The organism is Streptomyces sp. NBC_01197 (assembly GCF_036010505.1).
Lineage (GTDB): Bacteria > Actinomycetota > Actinomycetes > Streptomycetales > Streptomycetaceae > Streptomyces.
Map to the genome: position 1 here is coordinate 6383807 of NZ_CP108569.1, position 21090 is coordinate 6404896.

Annotated in this window: 18 protein-coding genes; 16 read left to right on the plus strand and 2 right to left on the minus strand. The window is 71.1% G+C overall.

Annotation, left to right across the window (positions count from 1 at the left end; translation table 11 throughout):
- Positions 1 to 44: 44 nt before the first annotated feature.
- The 4 genes from OG452_RS29350 to OG452_RS29365 all read left to right on the plus strand — a co-directional run bounded on the left by OG452_RS29350 (position 45) and on the right by OG452_RS29365 (position 5665).
- A complete protein-coding gene (locus OG452_RS29350; RefSeq protein WP_327298570.1) occupies positions 45 to 1121 on the plus strand; it encodes a quaternary amine ABC transporter ATP-binding protein in 1077 nt (358 codons plus the stop codon).
- Positions 1114 to 3744, plus strand: a complete 2631-nt coding sequence (locus OG452_RS29355; protein ID WP_327298571.1) for an ABC transporter permease/substrate binding protein — start codon at positions 1114 to 1116, stop codon at positions 3742 to 3744. Before OG452_RS29350 ends, OG452_RS29355 begins: the two co-directional genes overlap by 8 nt.
- A 284-nt stretch (positions 3745 to 4028) precedes the next feature.
- A complete protein-coding gene (locus tag OG452_RS29360) occupies positions 4029 to 4604 on the plus strand; it encodes a cupin domain-containing protein (RefSeq protein ID WP_327298572.1) in 576 nt (191 codons plus the stop codon).
- Between the two features lie 56 nt (positions 4605 to 4660).
- Positions 4661 to 5665, plus strand: coding sequence for a DUF2510 domain-containing protein (locus OG452_RS29365; protein WP_327298573.1), 1005 nt, complete (start codon positions 4661 to 4663; stop codon positions 5663 to 5665).
- A 35-nt stretch (positions 5666 to 5700) separates the two neighbouring features.
- Here OG452_RS29365 and OG452_RS29370 read toward each other — a convergent pair whose 3' ends face one another.
- On the minus strand, positions 5701 to 6903 hold the full coding sequence (locus OG452_RS29370) for an amino acid deaminase/aldolase (protein WP_327298574.1): 1203 nt from the start codon (positions 6901 to 6903) through the stop codon (positions 5701 to 5703).
- A 618-nt stretch (positions 6904 to 7521) separates the two neighbouring features.
- On the opposite strand from OG452_RS29370, the gene OG452_RS29375 reads away from it, so the two are divergent.
- The 4 genes from OG452_RS29375 (at position 7522) to OG452_RS29390 (ending at position 11192) form a co-directional block, all read left to right on the plus strand.
- Positions 7522 to 8304: a hypothetical protein gene (locus OG452_RS29375; protein WP_327298575.1), complete on the plus strand. Its 783-nt coding sequence runs from the start codon at positions 7522 to 7524 to the stop codon at positions 8302 to 8304.
- A gap of 100 nt (positions 8305 to 8404) precedes the next feature.
- Complete coding sequence (gene mycP, locus OG452_RS29380; protein ID WP_327298576.1) at positions 8405 to 9613, plus strand: type VII secretion-associated serine protease mycosin; 1209 nt, start codon at positions 8405 to 8407, stop codon at positions 9611 to 9613.
- Positions 9614 to 9664: 51 nt separating this feature from the next.
- Positions 9665 to 10390: an SseB family protein gene (locus OG452_RS29385; RefSeq protein WP_327298577.1), complete on the plus strand. Its 726-nt coding sequence runs from the start codon at positions 9665 to 9667 to the stop codon at positions 10388 to 10390.
- Between the two features lie 88 nt (positions 10391 to 10478).
- Entirely contained in the window at positions 10479 to 11192 is a 714-nt protein-coding gene (locus tag OG452_RS29390; RefSeq protein WP_327298578.1) for an MIP family channel protein, read from the plus strand.
- A gap of 83 nt (positions 11193 to 11275) precedes the next feature.
- Here the strand turns inward: OG452_RS29390 and OG452_RS29395 are convergent, their stop codons facing one another.
- Complete coding sequence (locus OG452_RS29395; RefSeq protein WP_327298579.1) at positions 11276 to 11659, minus strand: DUF1844 domain-containing protein; 384 nt, start codon at positions 11657 to 11659, stop codon at positions 11276 to 11278.
- A gap of 362 nt (positions 11660 to 12021) precedes the next feature.
- Here OG452_RS29395 and infC point away from each other — a divergent pair, with 362 nt between their 5' ends.
- From infC to OG452_RS29435, 8 genes are all read left to right on the plus strand, one after another.
- A complete protein-coding gene (gene infC / locus OG452_RS29400) occupies positions 12022 to 12696 on the plus strand; it encodes a translation initiation factor IF-3 (protein ID WP_327298580.1) in 675 nt (224 codons plus the stop codon).
- Between the two features lie 122 nt (positions 12697 to 12818).
- On the plus strand, positions 12819 to 13013 hold the full coding sequence (rpmI, locus tag OG452_RS29405) for a 50S ribosomal protein L35 (RefSeq protein WP_164266672.1): 195 nt from the start codon (positions 12819 to 12821) through the stop codon (positions 13011 to 13013).
- A 105-nt stretch (positions 13014 to 13118) separates the two neighbouring features.
- On the plus strand, positions 13119 to 13505 hold the full coding sequence (rplT, locus tag OG452_RS29410; protein ID WP_266858771.1) for a 50S ribosomal protein L20: 387 nt from the start codon (positions 13119 to 13121) through the stop codon (positions 13503 to 13505).
- Between the two features lie 192 nt (positions 13506 to 13697).
- A complete protein-coding gene (locus tag OG452_RS29415; RefSeq protein ID WP_327298581.1) occupies positions 13698 to 14555 on the plus strand; it encodes a TrmH family RNA methyltransferase in 858 nt (285 codons plus the stop codon).
- Between the two features lie 54 nt (positions 14556 to 14609).
- Positions 14610 to 15743, plus strand: coding sequence for a sensor histidine kinase (locus OG452_RS29420; RefSeq protein WP_327298582.1), 1134 nt, complete (start codon positions 14610 to 14612; stop codon positions 15741 to 15743).
- A gap of 173 nt (positions 15744 to 15916) precedes the next feature.
- Positions 15917 to 17044 carry a phenylalanine--tRNA ligase subunit alpha gene (gene pheS / locus OG452_RS29425; RefSeq protein WP_164266676.1) on the plus strand — a complete coding sequence of 376 codons (1128 nt, stop codon included), beginning with the start codon at positions 15917 to 15919 and terminating at the stop codon, positions 17042 to 17044.
- Positions 17044 to 19569 (plus strand): phenylalanine--tRNA ligase subunit beta, encoded by a 2526-nt coding sequence (gene pheT, locus OG452_RS29430; RefSeq protein ID WP_327298583.1) that lies wholly within the window; start codon positions 17044 to 17046, stop codon positions 19567 to 19569. The genes pheS and pheT overlap by 1 nt, the downstream gene beginning before the upstream one ends.
- Before the next feature lie 184 nt (positions 19570 to 19753).
- Positions 19754 to 20809: a PP2C family protein-serine/threonine phosphatase gene (locus tag OG452_RS29435; RefSeq protein ID WP_327298584.1), complete on the plus strand. Its 1056-nt coding sequence runs from the start codon at positions 19754 to 19756 to the stop codon at positions 20807 to 20809.
- Positions 20810 to 21090: the final 281 nt, after the last annotated feature.

Below are 21090 nucleotides of genomic sequence, written 5' to 3' on the forward strand. Positions count from 1 at the left end.
CACGGGGGTGACGGGTCGTTTTCGTTTCAACGCGTGAGGTGTATGTGTCCAGGCTGCAAGCCGACCGCTTGTACAAAGTGTTCGGCAGACGACCCGATGAAGCCGTGCGGAAACTCGAGAACGGCACCGGCCGCGATGAGCTGCGCGGTGAAGGGACGACTGCTGCGGTCATCGACGCATCCTTCACCGTCGAGCCGGGCAACATCTTCGTGGTCATGGGTCTCTCCGGATCCGGCAAGTCCACGCTGCTGCGCATGCTCAACGGCCTCCTTGAACCGACGTCGGGCCGGGTGCTCTTCGACGGACAGGACCTGACCGCCCTCAGCGACAGCGAGCTGCGCGAGGTGCGCTCGAAGAAGATCAGCATGGTCTTCCAGCACTTCGCTCTCTTCCCCCACCGCAGTGTCCTGGAGAACGCCGGCTACGGCCTGGAGGTCCAGGGTGTGCCCCGTGCGGAGCGCGACAAGCGGGCGGCCGAGGCCCTGGAGATGACGGGTCTCGCGGGCTGGGAGAACTCCTGGCCCGACGAGCTGTCCGGCGGTATGCAGCAGCGGGTGGGCCTGGCCCGCGCGCTCGCCACCGACGCCGACCTGCTGCTGATGGACGAGTCCTTCAGCGCGCTCGACCCGCTGATCCGCCGCGATATGCAGGATCAGCTCCTCGAACTGCAGAAGCGGCTGAAGAAGACCATCGTCTTCATCACCCACGACCTCAACGAGGCCATGCGCCTCGGCGACAGCATCGCGGTCATGCGCGACGGTGAGATAGTCCAGCTCGGCACCGCCGAGGACATCCTCATCACGCCGGCCAACGACTACGTCGCCTCCTTCACCAAGGACGTGGACCGCACGCGCGTCCTCACCGCCGCGGCGATGATGACCGACGACCACCGCCCCGACGCGGGCACCTGCGGTTGCGAGACCGTCACCCCCGACACGACCTTCGCCGACCTGTGCGGCGTGAGCGCGCGTGTCCCGCACGACGTGACCGTGAAGAACACCAAGGGCGACATCGTCGGTGTCGTCCAGCAGTCCCGTCTCATAGGATTCCTCGGCGAGTACGCCGAGCCCCCGCTGGCCTGCGACGCAGCCCCCAAGAACAAGGCGGTCGCCAGTGCCTAGGTTCCATTTCGGCGACTGGGTCGAAAACATAGTCAAATGGCTGACGGACAACGTCGGCTGGCTCTTCGACGCCATCAACAGCGTGCTCACGCACATGTACAACGGCGTCGACGCGGTACTGGGCGGCGGTGAACCGCTGCTGATGGCGGGCATCTTCGCCGTCCTCGCGTTCTGGCTGCGCGGACTGGTACCGGCGGTTCTGACCTTCGTCGGCTTCGCACTGATCGACTCCCTCTCCCTCTGGGACGACGGGATGCAGACGCTGTCGCTGGTGATCGTCGCGGCGGTCATCACGATCGTGATCGCGGTACCGCTGGGTATCTGGGCCGCGCGCAAGGCGAAGGTCGGCGCCGTGGTCCGCCCGGTGCTCGACGTCATGCAGACGATGCCCGCCTTCGTCTACCTGATCCCGGGCGTCATGTTCTTCGGCGTCGGGGTGACCCCCGGCGTGATCGCCACGATCGTCTTCGCGATGCCCCCGGGCGTCCGGATGACCGAGCTCGGCATCCGGCAGGTCGACGGCGAACTGGTCGAGGCCGCCGAGGCGTTCGGCACCACCCCGGGCAACATCCTGCGCCGGGTCCAGCTGCCCCTCGCGCTGCCGACGATCATGGCCGGTGTCAACCAGGTCATCATGCTCGCGCTCTCCATGGTCGTCATCGGCGGTATGGCCGGTGCGGGCGGTCTCGGTGAGAAGGTCTACGCGGCCATCACCCAGCTCCAGGTCGGTCTCGCCGCCGAGAGCGGTGTGGCCGTGGTCATCCTCGCCATCTACCTGGACCGGATGACCGGCGCACTCAACCAGCGCGTCTCCCCGCTCGGCCGCCGGGCCGCCGCGAAGGCGGCCTCCGTGGCCCAGAAGTGGAGCTTCGCGCACTACCGCCCGGGCACCACCGTCGCCATGATCGGCGTCGTGATCCTGGGGCTCGTCGCGGGCGGCATGAACCTCGGCTCGGCCTCCGACAGCAGCGGCTCGTCGCAGGCGGGCTCGGACGTCGGACACGGCAAGCAGATCAAGATGGGGTACATCCCCTGGGACGAGGGCATCGCCTCCACGTTCCTGTGGAAGGAGCTGCTGGAGGAGCGCGGCTACACGACCGACGTCAAGCAGCTCGACGCCGGCCCGCTCTACTCCGGTGTGGCCCGTGGCGACGTCGACTTCCAGACCGACTCCTGGCTGCCGACGACCCACAAGGACTACTGGGACAAGTACAAGTCCCAACTTGAGGACATGGGCACGTGGTACGGCCCGACGTCGCTTGAGCTGTCCGTGCCTTCGTATGTCAAGGGTGTGAAGTCCCTGGCGGATCTGAAGGGCAAGGGCAAGGAGTTCAACGGCAAGATCATCGGTATTGAGTCGAGTGCCGGTGAGATGGGGCTGCTGAACAAGAAGGTCCTGAAGGCCTATGGGCTGCAGGGTGAGTACAAGGTGGTGTCGTCGAGTACGTCGTCGATGCTGGCGCAGCTGGCCCGCTCCATCAAGAAGAAGGAGCCGGTGGTCGTGGTGCTGTGGTCGCCGCACTGGGCCTACGGCAAGTACGACCTGACGAAGCTCAAGGACCCGAAGGGTGCCTGGGGCAAGAGCGACTCCATCCACACCGTCGCGCACAAGGGCTTCGACAAGAAGGACCCGACGGTCGCGAAGTGGCTCAAGGACTTCAAGCTCACCGAGGGCCAGCTGACCAGCCTGGAGAACTCGGTCCAGAGCGCCGGCGAGGGCCATGAGCAGGACGGTGTGCGTGCCTGGCTGAAGAAGAACCCGGACATGGTCTCCAAGCTCGCGCCCGTCGCGAAGGGCGCGGGCGCCCCGCAGAAGGGCAAGGACGCCGGCAAGAGCGTCAACCTGGGCTTCTTCCCGTGGGACGAGGCCATCGCCTCCACGTACCTCTGGGACAACATCCTGGAGGACCGCGGCTACAAGCCCAACGTCAAGCAGCTCGACCCCGGGCCGCTGTACACCGCGCTGGCCCAGGGCCAGGAGGATGTGCAGTTCGACTCCTGGCTGCCGACGACCCACAAGCAGTACTGGGACAGATACAAGAACCAACTCACCGATGTCGGCTCCTGGTACGGCCCGACGTCGCTTGAGCTGTCCGTGCCTTCGTATGTCAAGGGTGTGAAGTCCCTGGCGGATCTGAAGGGCAAGGGCAAGGAGTTCAACGGCAAGATCATCGGTATTGAGTCGAGTGCCGGTGAGATGGGGCTGCTGAACAAGAAGGTCCTGAAGGCCTATGGGCTGCAGGGTGAGTACAAGGTGGTGTCGTCGAGTACGTCGTCGATGCTGGCGCAGCTGGCCCGCTCCATCAAGAAGAAGGAGCCGGTGGTCGTGGTGCTGTGGTCGCCGCACTGGGCCTACGGCAAGTACGACCTGACGAAGCTCAAGGACCCGAAGGGTGCCTGGGGCAAGAGCGACTCCATCCACACCGTCGCCCGCAAGGACTTCGGCAAGGATCTGCCCGAGCTGAACGGCTGGCTGAAGAACTTCAAGCTCAGCGAGGACAAGCTCAACTCCCTGGAGGTCGCGATCCAGAACGGCGGTGCGGGCAACGAGAAGAAGTCCGCTCGCAAGTGGCTCGACTCCAACCCGGGCCTGGAGGACAAGCTGGCGCCTGTCGGCAGCTGATCCACTCTCCCGCGGGATCTTCCGCGGAAGGCTCTCCCGCGAGGGGCGGCCAACGCCAACGGCGTTGCCCGCCCCTCGCGGCGTTCCGCCCGATGCCGTCAACTTCGCACTGCCGTCCGGCACTTGGCGGCGGCCGGACCGCGCGGTGCCGGAGGCGGGTGCGCGCCTGTACGGCGGAAAGGTTGTACGACGCGGGTGTGGCAGGAGGGCCCTCCCGTGGCCCGAAGCTGCGTAAGGTGCTTGCAGACACGACGGGCGACAGGGCAAGGGGAGGGGAACCAGCGATGGACGCTAACGAGAAGGAGGCGTTCCGGGTGGGCGCCGCCGTCCGCAGGCGCCGCCGCACGCTGGGACTCACCCTCGCCAAGGTCTCCGCGCGCAGCGGACTCTCGGTGCCCTTCCTCAGCCAGATCGAGAACGAGCGGGCCCGGCCGAGCGAGCGCTCGCTCCAGCGGGTCGCCGACGCGCTGGAGACCACGGCCGTGGAACTGCTGGCCGCGTCCGAGGCGGGACGCACGGTCGACGTCGTCCGCGCGACGGCCGCCACCGGAGCCGTCGCGGACCCCGAGCCGCAGATCCGGGACCTGGTCCGCGGACACCACCAGCTGCACGCCATGGAGTTCACGGGCGAGCAGGAGACGGGACGCGAGTTCCAGCACCGCAATGACGAGGTTCTGTACGTGGCCGAGGGCGCGGCCGAGGTGGAGGCCGAGGGCAGGGCGTACCGTCTGGAGCGCGGCGACAGCCTGTTCCTCTCCGGGGGAGTGCGGCACCGCTGGCGTGCCACGGCGCCCGAGACCCGGATCGTCGTCGTCGCTGTTGCCGAGCACGTCGACGCGACCGCCAGCCCGCGGTGCTGACTGCTGGGGCCGGCGCCTGGCCCGCGGCGCTGGGCGCCTGACCCTGGAGTGACCGGATGACCCACACGACCCCGCCCGGCTGGTACCCGGACACCGGCCTGGCCGCCACCGAGCGGTGGTGGGACGGCGCGGCCTGGACCGCGCACACCCGCCCGCTCGACGCCGTACCGCAGCAGTCCGGTCCGGCGCTGCCGGGCGCCGGGGGCTTCGGTCCGCCGCAGCCGGGGAAGCACCCCGTACCGCACGGCTTTGGTCCGCCGCCCGCGCCGGTGCCCGCGGTCCGGCGCGGGCCCGGCGGCCTGCCACGCGCGGTGCCGATCGCCGTCGGGGCGGTGGCGGCCTTCGCTCTGGCCGTGACGGTGGTCATCACCGTGGTCAACGGCGGCGGTGACAGTAAATCGGCGCACGCCCCGGCCGCCACCATCGTGCCCGCCTCGCGCCCGGCCACGGCCGCAGGGGAGCACGGCTCGAAGACCAGCGCGCCGCCGACCGACGATCCCTCGCTGCTTGTCGACGAGCTGAACGGCATCACCCTGCCCGTCCCGGACGGCTGGGAGAAGCCGACGAGCACGGTCGACGACGTGACGACCATGCAGACCAGCCACTCCTACGAGTGCCCGGGTGACTCGGCCTCGTTCTGCTACCACGGCAGGGTGACCTCACGCACCGCCGACGAGACCGGACTCCCCTCGGCGGAGGCCGTGGCCAAGGCGGACATCATGGACGCCGCCGACAGCTCGTACGACAGGGACCTCGTCGGAGACCTCAACTACGACGGCATCACCTCGCACACCCGGCTCAGGTCCCAGTCCGTGACCGTCGCGGGCCGCACCGGCTATCTGGTGCGCTGGCGGGTCAGGACCGGTGCGGGGCCCGGCGGTTACGTCCAGACCGTCGCCTTCCCGTCGTCGGTCGGCTCCGAGTCGATGGTGGTGGTGCGCTTCGCCTTCGACGCCGGGCCGGACGGACCGCCGCTGGACGGAATGGACACCATCACCAGCGGGATCCGCCCCATCGGCGATGCCACCAGCGGCGGCGTGGGCAGCAGCATCGGGCACTGACTCCACGTCGTCATGCCACTTCATGCCGCCGCGGGCTACAGGAAGGTGTGTCCCTCGCCGCGGTACGTCGGCGCCGTTCCGGTCACCCGGTCGCCCTCGACCAGCTGGAGCACGTCGAACCGCTCACACAGCTCACCCGACTTCGCGTGCCGGAACCACACCTTGTCGCCGATGAGCAGATCGTCGGCGGGCGAGCCCAGCAGCGGTGTCTGGACCTCGCCCGGGCCCTCCTGCGGGTCGTAGCGCAACCCCTCCGGAAGGTAGGGGACCGGCAGCCGGTCCTGGCCCGCCGCACCCGACGCCGGGTAACCGCCGCCGAGCACGGTCACCACACCCACGCCCGGCCTGCGTACCACCGGCATGGCGAAGAGGGCCGCCGGACGCCCGGTGAACGAGGTGTAGTTGTCGAAGAGCCGCGGCACATAGAGGCCGGAACCCGCCGCGATCTCGGTCACCGCGTCCTCGGCCGCCGTGTGCTGGACGCTGCCCGTCCCACCGCCGTTGACGAACTCCAGGCCGGGTGCCACCGCCCGCACCGCCCGCACCACGGCGGCCCGCCGGGCAGCCAGCTCCCTGCGGGCCGCCGACTGCATCAGCCGCACCGCCCGTGAGCGCAGCGGCCGCCCGGCCACCGAGTCGCCCACCCCGGCGATGTGACCTTCGTACGCCATGAGACCCACCAGCCGGAACCCGGGGCGGCGCGCCACCGACCGTGCCAGCTCGGCGAGTTGGGCCGGCTCACGCAGCGGAGACCTGAGCGCTCCGATCCGTACCCGGCCGGCGAGCATCCGGAGCGAGGTGTCCAGCTCCAGGCAGACCCTGATCTCCTCGCGGCCGCCGTCGCGTGCGCGGTCGATCAGCTCCAGCTGGGCCGGATCGTCCACCATGACGGTCACGGCGGCGGCGAGTTTGGGGTCGCCCGCCAGCTCGGCGTAGCCACCGCGGTCGGCCGACGGGTACGCGAGGAGTACGTCATCGAAGCCCGAACGCGCCAGCCACAGCGACTCCGCCAGCGTGAAGGACATCAGCCCCTCGAACCCGTCCCGCTCCAGCACCCGTTCCAGCAGCGCCCGGCAGCGTACGGACTTGCTGGCCACCCGGACCGGCTTGCCCGCCGCCCGCCGGACCAGGTCGTCGGCGTTGGCGTCGAAGGCTTCGAGGTCGACGATCGCCAGCGGGGCATCGAGAGCGGCGGTGGCCCGGTCGTACCGGGTCCGGTCAGCAGCACGGGGCGTCATGGCCGAAGCCTGCCAGACATGATTACCGGAGGGTAGGGGGATGTTCTGGGCAGATACCCCGTGCGTACCGTCCGGGTTCCCGCAGGTCCCGCGCCAGCCCGTAGAGTGACCGACGGACCAGCCAGGAAGGCGAATTCGGGCAGACGCACAGGGGGGCGGATGAGTACTGAGGCGCGACGTGCCCCCTTCCCGTCCTTCCCGCCCCACCCGAAGGAACTGCCGCCCGCGCGGGCCGGCAAGTCGGAGCCCCCGGCCGAGACCCCCACCGAGACGACCACCCGGCTGCGCCCCGTCGCCGACTCACCTGAACCTCCGGCATCGGCAGCATCCTCTGAATACGCGGCATCCTCTGCACGCCCCGCATCACCCGCATCACCCGGTTCTCCCGAACCGCAGGGCACGTCCGCCGGTTCGCCGGCCGGAGCGTCCGGTAGGCCGCCCGGCACCCAGCCCCGGCCCGCCACCGCGCCGCCCGTGTTCCCGCCCCGGCCCCCGGCGCCCCCGGCGCCCCCGTCCACCCGCCGCCGTCCGGTCGGCGCTGTCGATCTCACCCCGCGGCCGGGCGCGGAAAGCCCGGCGATCCGTACGCAGCCGCATGCGGTCCCCGAGGAGACGCCGGTGGAGACCACCACCCGGCTGCGGCCCGTTCCGGCCCGGCATCCGGCCAGGGCCGTGGGCGCCGCCGCCTGTGTGGTCCTCGGGCTCGGACTGCTCGGCGGCGCGGCCGCCGGGAGCATGCTCAGCGGTGACAGCGCGGCGGCCGGCCCCAGCGACGCGTACACCGCATCGCGCGGCCTGTGGCACAGCACCCCCGTCGACACCCTCTTCCCCCCGACGCTCAAAGGCACCGGCGCGGGCCCAGGCGGCGCCGACCGCACCTGGACCAGGGTGGGCGTCGCACCGGACAGCACGTGTACGGGCCGGCTCGACCCTCTGCTGCTGCGGGCGCTCCAGCCGGTGGGCTGCGCCAGGATGGTGCGCGCGACGTACACCGATGCCACCAGCAGCAGCGTGACCACGGTCGGGATGGTCTTCACGGAGGCGGGGCCGGCCGCGATGGCCGCCCTGCACAAGAGGTTCGCGGCCGAGGGGCTCGACCGGCGCACCGATCTGATGCCCGGCACCTACCCGGTGAAGTCAACGGCCGCCGCCTTCTTCGGCGAGCGGCAGCGGGCGAGCTGGACGGTGAGCGTCCTGACGGACGCACCCGTGGTCATGTACGCGGTCTCGGGGTTCGCCGACGGGCGGACGGTCACCGACCCGCAGCCCGCCGGCGTGGCCATGGAGGAGTCGCAGACGACCGCCGCGGCCCAGGCGGGACTCGGCCACGAGGCCAAGGGCATCGAGGAGCGCGTCGAGCGGGCGCTGCGCAAGAACGTCGCCGCAACGGAGAAGCCCTGAACCGCAATCAACAGGCAGCCCTGAACGGCACCCCGAGCCCCGACCGCACCGCGAAGCCCCGACCGCACGGCGAAGCCCCGAACCGCTCGGAGGAGCACCGATGAGACGCCGAGGACCGACCGTACTCACGGCCGTGCTGGCCGCGGCGGCCTGCACCGTGCTGCCCGCCGTGCCCGCCCGCGCCGACTCCATCCGCGCCCAGCAGTGGGAACTGGACGCCATGCACGCCCAGCAGGCCTGGCGGACGACCAAGGGCCGGGGCGTCACGGTCGCCGTGCTCGACACCGGAGTCGACAGCACCAATCCCGATCTCGCAGGACAGGTGCTGCCCGACAAGGACCTGATCGGCTTCGGCGCGAAGCGCGGCGACCGGTCCTGGGCCCGGCACGGCACCGCGATGGCGGGCATCATCGCCGGACACGGTCACGGCCCCGGCCGCGCGGACGGCATCCTGGGCGTCGCACCCGAGGCGCACATCCTGCCGGTCCGGGTGATCCTCGAAGGCAGCGACCCCGCGATCAAGAAAGCCCGTGCCTCACGGGGCGGCGCCCTGGCCACCGGCATCCGCTGGGCGGCCGACCACCACGCCGACGTCATCAATCTCTCCCTCGGTGACGACAGCGCGTCCGCCCGTCCGGAGCCCGGCCAGGACGCAGCCGTTCAGTACGCACTCTCCAAGGGCTCGGTCGTCGTCGCGTCAGCGGGCAACGGCGGCGAGGACGGCGACCACATCTCCTACCCGGCCGCCTACCCCGGGGTGATCGCGGTGACCGCCGTCGACCGGTACGGCACGCACGCCTCCTTCTCCACCCGCCGCTGGTACGCCACCGTCAGCGCCCCCGGTGTGGACGTCGTGATCGCCGACCCGGACCGCAAGTACTACGAGGGCTGGGGCACCAGCGCGGCGTCCGCCTTCGTCTCGGGCGCGGTCGCGCTGGTGCGGGCCGAGTACCCCGGCCTCACTCCGGCGCAGATCAAGAAGCTGCTCATGGACACCGCCCGGGACGCCCCGCAGGGCGGCCGCGACGACTCACGCGGATACGGCATGGTCGACCCGGCAGCGGCGCTCGCGGCGGCGGCGAAGCTCGCCCCGGCACAGATCCGTACGGAGGCCGCCGGGTACGGGAAGAAGTACTTCGGGCCGGGCCCCGACGCCGAGCCGAGCGGCGGAGAGGCCGGTGTCTGGATCGTCCCGCTCGCGGGCGGCGCGGGGGTGCTGCTGCTGGCCGGCGCGCTGCTGCTGTGGCGCCGGGCACCGTCAGGAAGCCCGCGAGGCGCCGGTTTCAGCCGGTTCCGCCGGTCGTTGTGACGGCGGCGGCCCGGCAGCCGGGCGCGCCCCGGCGGCGGATAGGGTCGGGGCGTGGCGCTCAAGAACATTCCTGACTCCGGCTTCTCCGACGACGACGGCACCGCCGACCCCCGGCTGACCGCGGCGCTCGCCGCCTGGTCGCAGGACAGGGCGGCCGAACCGAAGGTGCTCGAAGCCCTCAAGGACGCGCGGCTGCTGGTGCCGGTCGTCGCGATGCTGGGGGAGGCCGAGACGGGCGAGGACGGGCTGCGCCGCGAGAAGTCCAGCGACATGGCGGTCCCGACGCTCCAGGCCGGTGACCGCAGGGCGCTCCCGGCCTTCACGTCGACCGCGTCGCTGGCCCGCTGGGACCCGCAGGCCCGCCCGGTCGCCGTACCGCTGCACCAGGCGCTCCGGGCCGCCGCCCATGAGCGTGCCGACACCCTCGTACTCGATCTGGCGGGCCCGGTTCCGTACGAGCTCAGGGGCGCCGCGCTGCTCGCCCTGGCGGAGGGGCGCACCAGCGCCGACCCGCTGGACGATCCGGCCGTGGTGGAGGCGGTACGCGATGTCGTGGCCGCGCACCCGGCGGTGCTCCGCGCCCACCTGGGCCCCGGCCGGGCCGACGGCACCCTGGCGCTGGTCCTCGCGTCCGGTGCGGACCAGTCGGCCGCCACCGCCGTCGCCACGGATCTGGCCGCACACGAGGTGCTCAGGGCCCGGCTGGTACAGGGGCTCGACCTGGCCCTGCTGCCCGCCGGGGCACCGGCTCCGAACCCGCCGCTCTTCGCACGCTGACTCTCGGCACCGGAGCCCCGAGAGGCAGTCCTGGCCCTTCCGACGAATAATTGCGGAGAAATCCGACAATCTTCGTGAGGTGTGAGCTATGGAGACGGCGGAGACACGGAGGATTGCCGCGGAGTTCCTGGGAACTCTGCTGCTGGTGTTCATCGCGGTGGGATCCGTGGTGCTCGCCAGCGAGTACATCGGTGCCTTCGGCATCGCGCTCGCATTCGGCTTCACCATGCTGGCGCTGGCCTACTCGCTCGGCGCGATCTCGGGCTGCCACATCAACCCGGCCGTGACGCTGGGCATGCTGCTGGCCGGGCGCATCGGTCTGCGCAGGGCGGTGGAGTACTGGATCGCGCAGTTCCTCGGCGCCATCGTCGGCGCCGCACTGCTCTTCCTGCTCGCCAAGCAGGTGCCGGGAATCAAGACCGACGGTCTGTTCGGCAGTAACGGATACGACAGCCGCTCGGCCGTGCACATCAACCTCGGCGGCGCGTTCCTGGTGGAGCTGGTGCTGACCTTCGTCTACGTCTTCGTCGTGCTGGCCGTGACCCACAAGGTGGCCGTCGTGGGCTTCGACGGCCTGCCCATCGGTCTGGCGCTCGCCACGGTCCACCTGATCGGCATCCCGCTGACCGGTACCTCGGTGAACCCGGCGCGGAGCCTCGGCCCGGCCCTCTTCGCCGGCGGCGCCGCGCTCTCCCAGCTGTGGCTCTTCATCGTGGCGCCGCTCATCGGCGGGGCGCTCGCGGCCTACGCGCACCTGTTCACGCACCCGGTGGGGCTGGCCACCGCGGACGCCCGTCTCTGAGTCGTCCGGAGGCGCCACTCAGCGCCCGGCCGGGTCCGGCCGCCGGTGATCCGGCGGCCGGACCACCCTTGTGCGGTCCGGACTCAGCCGTAGACCGGCCCGGTGTACTTCTCGCCGGGCCCCTGGCCCGGCTCGTCGGGCACGGCGGAAGCCTCGCGGAAGGCCAGCTGCAGCGACTTCAGGCCGTCGCGCAGCGGAGCGGCGTGGAAGGAGCTGATCTCCGTGGCGCTCGCCGTGATCAGTCCGGCCAGCGCCTGGATCAGCTTCCGGGCCTCGTCCAGGTCCTTGTGCTTCTCGCCGTCCTCGGCCAGGCCCAGGTTGACGGCGGCCGAGCTCATCAGATGCACCGCGACCGTCGTGATCACCTCGACCGCGGGGACGTCCGCGATGTCACGGGTCATGGAGTCGAAGCCGGGGGCTGCTTCTTCGGGTTCTTCGGGGGTGGGGGAGGGGGTCGCGTCGCTCATGACGCACACGATATGCGGTGGTCCCGGTGCCGCCGCGCGGAGGCTGCCGCGCACCGGTTCGCCGCACCGGGTCCGGGGTGCTAACCTTGTGTAACGACCGGCCGGACACGTGTGTGCCCGGCCCACAAGTGGAGGCTCCGATCTCCCACCTGACTGTCCTCACGGACGGCGGGTCACCGGTCAGGCGGCGCCCATCGTTCCGTACGGACGATGGAAGCCACCCGATGTGCGCCCCGCGGTAGACGCGGCGGTGCTCCGGTATGTGAGGAGCTCCCGCCTGTGTCCCGTCCGGGGCGTTTTTCATGTTCCAGGGGCGGTTGGTCTGTCTGAACAGACGTTACGCGGCTGTCTGCCAGAGAGCCGTGTGGTGCTACCGAGGAGGATCCATCAGCGCCGAGCCCCGCATCAACGACCGGATTCGCGTTCCCGAGGTGCGACTTGTCGGACCCAGCGGCGAGCAGGTGGGCATTGTCCCGCTCGCGAAGGCCCTGGAGCTGGCACAGGAGTACGACCTCGACCTGGTCGAGGTCGCGGCGACCGCCCGTCCGCCCGTGTGCAAGCTCATGGATTACGGGAAGTTCAAGTACGAGTCGGCCATGAAGGCCCGTGAGGCGCGCAAGAACCAGGCGCACACGGTCATCAAGGAGATGAAGCTCCGGCCGAAGATCGACCCGCACGACTACGACACCAAAAAGGGTCACGTCGTGCGCTTCCTCAAGCAGGGCGACAAGGTCAAGATCACGATCATGTTCCGCGGTCGCGAGCAGTCCCGCCCCGAACTGGGTTTCCGGCTGCTGCAGCGTCTCGCTTCGGATGTCGAGGACCTCGGGTTCATCGAGTCGAACCCGAAGCAGGACGGCCGAAACATGATCATGGTGCTTGGCCCGCACAAGAAGAAGACCGAGGCCATGGCCGAGGCGCGCGAGGCTCAGGCCGCCCGCAAGGCGGAGCGCCAGGGCTACGCGACCGAGGGGTCCGCGGACGAGGTCGCCGAGGCAGAGGCCGAATCGTCGGCCGAGACCACCTCCGAAGCGTGACCGGACGGGCCACCAGCCAGGCGGCCCCGGGGTTCCGCCCGGAACACATACCAACGATCTGACGCTCCCGGTCTCCGGTGCCCGCACCGGGGGAGCGCCACTGACGAGGAGAGTACGGCGCGATGCCGAAGAACAAGACGCACAGCGGCTCCAGCAAGCGCTTCAAGATCACCGGCTCCGGCAAGGTGCTCCGTGAGCGCGCCGGCAAGCGCCACCTGCTGGAGCACAAGTCGTCCAAGAAGACGCGTTCGCTGACCGGCACCGTCGTGGTGGCCCCGGCCGACGCCAAGAAGATCAAGAAGCTTCTCGGCAAGTGACCTCGCGGCCCCCGGTGACCACCGGGGGCGCGAAGTCGGGACCGGGACCAATTCGTTTCCGGGCCGTGTGAGTTCACCCACGGCCCCGCTACAAGGAGTCAACAAGTGGCACGCGTCAAGCGGGCAGTCAACGCCCACAAGAAGCGCCGGGCAATTCTCGAAGCGGCCAAGGGCTACCGCGGTCAGCGTTCGCGCCTGTACCGCAAGGCCAAGGAGCAGGTCACCCACTCCCTGGTCTACAACTACAACGACCGCAAGAAGCGCAAGGGCGACTTCCGTCAGCTGTGGATCCAGCGCATCAACGCCGCTGCCCGCGAGAACGGCATGACGTACAACCGCCTCATCCAGGGTCTGAAGGCCGCCAACATCGAGGTGGACCGCAAGATCCTCGCCGAGCTGGCCGTCAACGACACCAACGCGTTCGCCGCGCTGGTCGAGGTCGCGCAGAAGGCGCTCCCGAGCGACGTCAACGCGCCGAAGACCGCTGCCTGATCAGGCACGCACTTCAGCCGGGAACCCGGTCGGCAGGACCCGCAGGCGGAAGCCGCCTGCGGGTCCGCTGTGTTCCGCAGACCGGTTGGGCCCCGCATCCCCCCCGTAGAACGACCCGGCCCCCGGTGCCCAGCAGCCCGGACGTGCCGCAGTTCCGTACGTGAGTTACGTGAGTAAGGTGAAACGCCGACCATGGGCACCCCCGCCGAGCTGATCTCCCCGCGCTCCCCGCGCGTCACCGCCGCCAAGCGGCTCGCGCGGCGCAACTTCCGTACCAAGGAACGCCGGTTCATCGCCGAGGGGCCGCAGGCCGTACGCGAAGCCGTGCAGCACCGGGTCGACGGCGAGCCGACGCTCGTGGAGCTGTTCACCACCGTGGAGGCCGCCGAGCGGTACGCGTCCATCGTCGCCGCGGCACGGGACACCGGAGCGCGGATCCATCTCGCGGGCGACGACGTACTCGCCGAACTCTCCCAGACCATCACCCCGCAGGGCCTCGTCGGAGTCTGCCGCTTCCTGGACTCGCCCTTCGATGAGATCCTCGCGGCGCGGCCCCGGCTGGTGGCCGTGCTCGCGCACGTCCGCGACCCCGGAAACGCCGGGACGGTGCTGCGCTGCGCCGACGCCGCGGGCGCCGACGCCGTGGTCCTCACCGACGCCTCCGTCGACCTGTACAACCCCAAGTCCGTACGCGCGTCGGTCGGTTCGCACTTCCATCTGCCCGTCGCGGTCGGCGTCCCCGTCGAGCGGGCCGTCGCCGGGCTGAAGGCCGCCGGGGTACGGATCCTCGCCGCCGACGGCGCGGGTGACGACGACCTCGACGCCGAACTCGACGCGGGCACCATGGGCGGTCCGAGCGCCTGGGTGTTCGGCAACGAGGCCTGGGGGCTCCCCGAGGAGACCCGGGCTCTGGCCGACGCCGTGGTCCGCGTCCCCATCCACGGCCGGGCCGAAAGTCTCAATCTCGCCACGGCCGCCGCCGTCTGCCTCTACGCGTCCGCGCGTGCGCAGCGCGCTTCCGGAGGGTGCCGCTCCGTCACCTTCAGCTAGTAGGGTGACGAGTTCGGGGGCCCACTGCGCTATTCGGAGAGGTGGGATACGGGGATGGCTGTCTCATCGGGCAGTGCGTCATCGCACGGACACGGACCGCCGCTGAACGGAACCGGCGAGTCCGGCGGACCCGCCGGATCCGGGGTCGACCCCGACGAACTCCCCGACGGTCTGGTCGTCGCCGACGAGCACGGCCGGATCATCTGCTTCAACACCGCCGCCGCACGGATCACCGCCGTACCGCGAGCGGACGCACTCGGCCGCCCGCTGGAGCAGGCGCTGCCCCTGGAGGACCTCAAGGGGCGCCGCTGGTGGACCCTGACCGACCCGTACGGCGGGCTCGCCATCCGCTACGGCCAGCCCGAGCGCAATCTGCTGCTCCCCGGCGGGCGCGAGGTGCTGGTCTCCGCGCGGTACATACGGGAGCACCCCACCGGGCCCGTCCGGCGGGTGGTCGTCTCGCTCCGCGGCACTGAGGCGCGCCGCCGCACCGAGCGCAGCCACGCCGAGCTGATAGCGACCGTCGCGCACGAACTGCGCTCCCCGCTGACCTCGGTCAAAGGGTTCACCGCGACCCTGCTCGCCAAATGGGAGCGGTTCACCGACGCCCAGAAGCGGCTCATGCTGGAGACCGTCGACGCCGACGCCAACCGGGTCACCCGGCTGATCGCCGAGCTCCTCGACATCTCACGCATCGACTCGGGCCGGCTTGAGCTGCGCCGCCAGCCCGTCGACATCGCCGCGGCTGTCCGCCGGCACATCCAGGCCCACACCGCGTCCGGCCAGGACCCCGACCGGTTCCTGGTCCGGATCCAGCAGCCGCTGCCCGATCTCTGGGCCGACCCGGACAAGATCGACCAGATCCTCGGCAACCTGCTGGAAAATGCGGTGCGCCACGGTGAGGGAACCGTCACCATCGAGGTGGCAGCGGGCGCCGCGAAGAACGACGAGAAGGGGACGGGCGTCACGGTGACCGACGAGGGCCCCGGTATCCCGGAGGAGTCGATGAGCCGCGTCTTCACCCGCTTCTGGCGGGGCAGCAAGCGCGGCGGTACCGGGCTCGGCCTGTACATCGTCAAGGGCATCGTCGAGGCGCATGGCGGGACGATCACCGTCGGCCGCGGGGCGGGCGGCGGGGCGGAGTTCCGATTTATCCTGCCTGTAGGGGCTCCGGCTTACCTGAAATAGGAAATGTCGCGAAGCGTCGTGCAAGGGTGGCGACGGGCGACGGGTGGGCCTGAGGACCTGCGGGCTTCTTCGACCCATGCGACCTCTAGAATCGACCTTTGGCACGTTTGCGTCCTTGACGTCGCTGTCGGCGAGCAGGTCGCCTCAGCCAGAAATCGGAAGTACGGGAAGAGATGTCGGCACCGAACAAGTCGTACGACCCTGTTGAGGTCGAGGCACTGAAACCGGAAGAGATCGAGCGGATGCGGAGCGAGGCGCTCGCCGCCTTCGCCGCCGCCGGTGATCTCGACGCGCTCGCGCACGCCAAGACGGCCCACACCGGCGGTACCTCGCCGCTGGCGCTCGCCAACCGCGAGATCGGCGCGCTGCCGCCGCAGGCCAAGGCCGATGCGGGCAAGCGCGTCGGCATGGCGCGCGGCGCCGTGAACAAGGCCCTCGCGGCCCGCCAGGCGGAGCTGGAGACCGAGCGCGACGAGCGCGTGCTGGTCGAGGAGGCCGTGGACGTCACACTGCCCTACGACCGCACTCCGGCCGGCGCCCGCCATCCGCTGACCACCTTCATGGAGCGGGTCTCGGACATCTTCGTGGCCATGGGCTACGAGGTCGCCGAGGGCCCGGAGGTCGAGGCGGAGTGGTTCAACTTCGACGCCCTGAACTTCACGCCCGACCACCCGGCCCGGCAGATGCAGGACACCTTCTTCGTCCAGGGTCCCGAGGGCACGGAGGGCGACGAGTCCGGTGTCGTCCTGCGGACGCACACCTCGCCGGTCCAGGCGCGCACGCTGCTCGACCGCGAGCCGCCCGTCTACGTCGTCTGCCCGGGGCGGGTCTACCGCACCGACGAGCTGGACGCCACGCACACCCCGGTCTTCCACCAGATCGAGCTGCTCGCCGTGGACGAGGGCCTCACCATGGCCGACCTCAAGGGCACCCTGGACCACATGGTGCAGGCACTCTTCGGCCAGGACATGACTACCCGGCTGCGCCCGAACTACTTCCCGTTCACCGAGCCGTCGGCCGAGATGGACATGCAGTGCTACGTCTGCCGCGGCGCGTCGGTGGGCAACCCCGACCGCCCCTGCCGTACCTGCTCCAGCGAGGGCTGGATCGAGCTGGGCGGCTGCGGGATGGTCAACCCCAAGGTGCTCACCGCCTGCGGTGTCGACCCCCAGAAGTACAGCGGATTCGCCTTCGGGTTCGGCATCGAACGGATGCTGATGTTCCGCCACAACGTCGAAGACATGCGAGACATGGTCGAGGGTGACATCCGGTTCACCCGGCCGTTCGGGATGGAGATCTGATGCGGGTCCCGCTTTCCTGGCTGCGGGAGTACGTCGATCTCCCCGCCACCGAGACCGGTCGTGACGTACAGGCCAAGCTGATCGGCGTCGGCCTGGAGGTCGAGACCGTCGAACAGACCGGCGCCGGCCTCAAGGGCCCGCTGGTCGTCGGAGAAGTACTGACCATCGAGGAGCTGGAGGGCTTCAAGAAGCCCATCCGCTTCTGCACCGTCGACGTCGGCACCGCCAACGGTACCGGCGCTCCGCAGGAGATCGTCTGCGGCGCCCGGAACTTCGCCGTCGGCGACAAGGTGGTCGTGGTCCTGCCCGGCGCCGTGCTGCCCGGCGACTTCGCCATCGCCGCCCGCAAGACGTACGGCAAGACCTCGCACGGCATGATCTGCTCCGGCGACGAACTGGGGATGGGCGATGACGGGACGCACGGCATCATCGTGCTGCCGCCCGGCCACGAGCCCGGCACCGACGCCATCGCGCTGCTCGAACTGGTCGACGAGGTGCTCGACATCGCGGTCACCCCGGACCGCGGCTACGCCCTGTCGATCCGCGGTGTCGCCCGAGAGACCGCGACCGCCTACGGGCTGCCGCTGAGCGACCCGGCGCTGCTCGACGTGGCGCCGCCCAACGCCTTCGGCTACCCGGTGAAGATCGCCGACCCGAGCGGCTGCGACCGCTTCACCGCCCGTACGGTCACCGGCCTCGACGTCGAGGCCCGGACGCCGATCTGGCTCCAGCGCCGTCTGCAGAAGGCCGGTATGCGGCCGGTCTCGCTCGCCGTGGACATCACCAACTACGTGATGCTGGAGCTCGGCCAGCCGCTGCACGCCTACGACCGCACCCGGATCGAAGGGCCGATCGGCGTACGCAGGGCCGTGGCGGGCGAGAAGTTCACCACGCTCGACGGCGCCGCCCGGGTACTCGACGCCGGTGACCTGGTCATCACCGACGACCGCGGCCCCATCGGTCTCGCCGGTGTGATGGGCGGGGCCAACACCGAGATCGCCGACGTCACCGCCGACCCGGAGACCGGACAGCTCCGCGGCACCACCGACGTCGTCATCGAGGCCGCGCACTTCGACGCGCTCTCCATCTCGCGCACCGCACGCCGCCACAAGCTGGCATCCGAGGCGTCCAAGCGCTTCGAGCGGGGTGTCGACCCGGAGGCCGCTTCGGCGGCCGCCCAGCGGACCGTCGACCTCCTGGTGCTGCTCGCGGGCGGCACCGCCGAGGCCGGGGTCACCGAGGTCGTCGCGCCGTCGGCGCCGCGCACCCTCCAGATGCCCGCCGACCACCCGGACAAGGTGGCGGGTGTCGCGTACGGCCGGGAGACCGTCGTACGCCGCCTCCAGCAGGTCGGCTGCGACGTCTACGGTCAGGACGAGCTCATCGTCACCGTGCCGTCCTGGCGCCCCGACCTCGCGTACCCCAATGACCTCGCCGAAGAGGTCATCCGTCTCGAGGGGTACGAGAACCTCCCGTCGACGCTGCCGAGGCCCCCGGCGGGCCGCGGGCTCACCGAGCGGCAGCGGCTGCACCGCAGGGTCGGCCGCGCGCTGGCCGGCGCGGGCTTCGTCGAGGCCCTGAACTACCCGTTCACCGGCGACGCCGCCTTCGACCAGCTCGGGCTGGCGGCCGACGACCCGCGCCGCGCCACGGTCAAGCTGGTCAACCCGATCTCCGACGAGGAGCCCGCGCTCCGCACCACGCTGCTGCCGGGGCTGCTCGGCGCGTTGCGGCGCAACACCGGACGCGGCTCGCACGACCTCGCGCTCTTCGAGACCGGTCTGGTCTTCCGGCCGACCGGCGACGAGCGGGTACCCGCGCGGCTGCCCGTCGACCGCAGGCCCACCGACGAGGAGATCGCCGGGATCACCGCCGCGCTGCCGCGCCAGCCGCGCCGGGTCGCCGCCGTCCTGGCCGGGGCGCGCGAGCAGGCCGGCTGGTGGGGCAAGGGCCGTCCGGCCGACTGGGCGGACGCCGTCGAGGCGGCCCGTACCGTCGCCCGCGAGGCCGGTGTGGAGCTGATCGTCCGCGGTGACCGGTACGAGCCGTGGCACCCCGGCCGCTGCGCCGCGCTGTACGTCGTCGTGGACGGCGCGGAAGTCCTCGCCGGGCACGCGGGTGAGCTGCACCCGCGCGTCATCAAGGCGTTCCACCTCCCCGAGCGCAGCTGCGCCATGGAGCTGGAGCTCGATGTGGTGGAGCGGGCCGCCATCACGCTCGTCGCGCCCCGGATCTCCTCCTTCCCGGTGGCGACCCAGGACGTCGCGCTCGTCGTTCCCGCCGGGGTACCGGCCGTGGACGTCGAGGCGGCGCTGCACGAGGGCGCCGGTGAACTCCTCGAATCGCTACGGCTGTTCGACGTCTTCACCGGTGAGCAGATCGGCGAGGGCAAGAAGTCCCTGGCGTACGCGCTGCGCTTCCGCGCGGCCGACCGCACGCTGACCGTCGACGAGGCGACCGCCGCGCGGGACGCCGCCGTCGCGCTCGCGGCGGAGCGGACCGGGGCGGCGCTGCGCGGCGCGTAACCGCCGTTCCGCGTACGGGAACCACTGAGGGGCGTGTCCGGATCTCCGGGCGCGTCCCTCACTCGTTCGGGTGAGAAGCGCTGCGGATGTACGCCAACGGGTACGCACCGCCGACAGAATCGACCCGCCCGATCATCGGCCGCCCCCAATTGCCGGACGGTCTCAAGTCGAGGGGGCCGGCGGCATGATCCGCACCAGGGCCGTGATCCGTACCAGGGGATGGCGGGGCGCGGTCGTCTTCGGCCTCCCGGCGCTCGGGCTGGCCGCCGTGGTCGGCTGGGAGCTGGTCGGGTCGCCGGCCGGCGACGACAGCATCACCGTCCGGCTGGCCTTCAGCGCCGCGCTGCTCTCGCTGGCGGGCTATGTGCTCGCGGGTGTCCGGCTGGGCCCGGTGCGGGAGTTGAGGCAGGTGCGCGCCGTCGCGTACGCCACCCAGCGGGTGCTGCTCAGGCCGCTGCCCGCGCGGATCGACGGTCTCGCCGTTGCCGCGAGCCAGCTCTCCGCCTCCGGGGGCGCGATGGTCGGCGGGGATCTCTACGAGGCGCTGGCCACGGTGCACGGGGTGCGGCTGGTGATCGGTGACGTGCGCGGCCACGGGCTGGCGGCCATCGGCGCGGTCGCCGCGGTGCTGGGCAGCTTCCGGGAGGCCGCGCACGACGAACCGGGGCTGCCCGGTGTGGCGAGGAGACTGGAACGAGCGCTGGAACGGCATCTGCGGGAGCGGTCCCGGCAGGAGCACCCGGCGGCGGGCGGGGCCGCGCCGGGCCATCCGTCGGCCGAGGAGTTCGTGACCGTACTGCTCCTGCAGATCGACTCGGAGGGCGCGATGACCGCGGTCAACTGCGGGCATCCGTGGCCCTACCGGCTGGGGAAGTCGGCCGGACCGCTCTGCGGGCGCGAACCGTTGCCCCCGCTGGGGACGTTCCCGTTGCCCGCCGCCGTCGAGGCGGACCGGTGCGGCCGTCTGCTGCCCGGTGACGCGCTGTTCCTGCACACCGACGGGGCGACTGACGCGCGGGACTCGGCCGGCCGGTTCTTCCGCCTGGAGGAAGCGCTCTGCGACGCGGCCGCCGACGGCGTTTCCGCGCCTGCCAGGGTGATCCAGCGGGTGCACGGGGCGCTGTTGCGGCACACCGGCGGCCGCATCACCGACGACGTGGCGCTGCTCGTCCTGCGCAACGACCGCCGCGGGGCGTTCGGCAGGCCGGACCCGGTCCGTACCGCACGGTCAGCCCTCTGAGGTGAGAGGGGGCCGGGCTGTGCCGGGTGGGGGCGGCGCGGTGTGCGAGTGGTGCGGTGCCGGGGCGCGGTGCGGTGTGCGCCACCCGTCCTGTCGCGGAGCGCCGGGCAGTTCCGGCAGGGCGGGTGGCGCCGGGAGCGGGCCGTCGCACTGTACGAGGGGGAGCCGACGGCCCGGCCGCCTCCTGGGAGGCAGTTCAGTCAAGCGCCACGGCTCCCCCCGAGGAAGGGACCCGGGCGCCCCGGTCCGGGCGTTCCGTTCACACCCCGTGTGAACCGCGC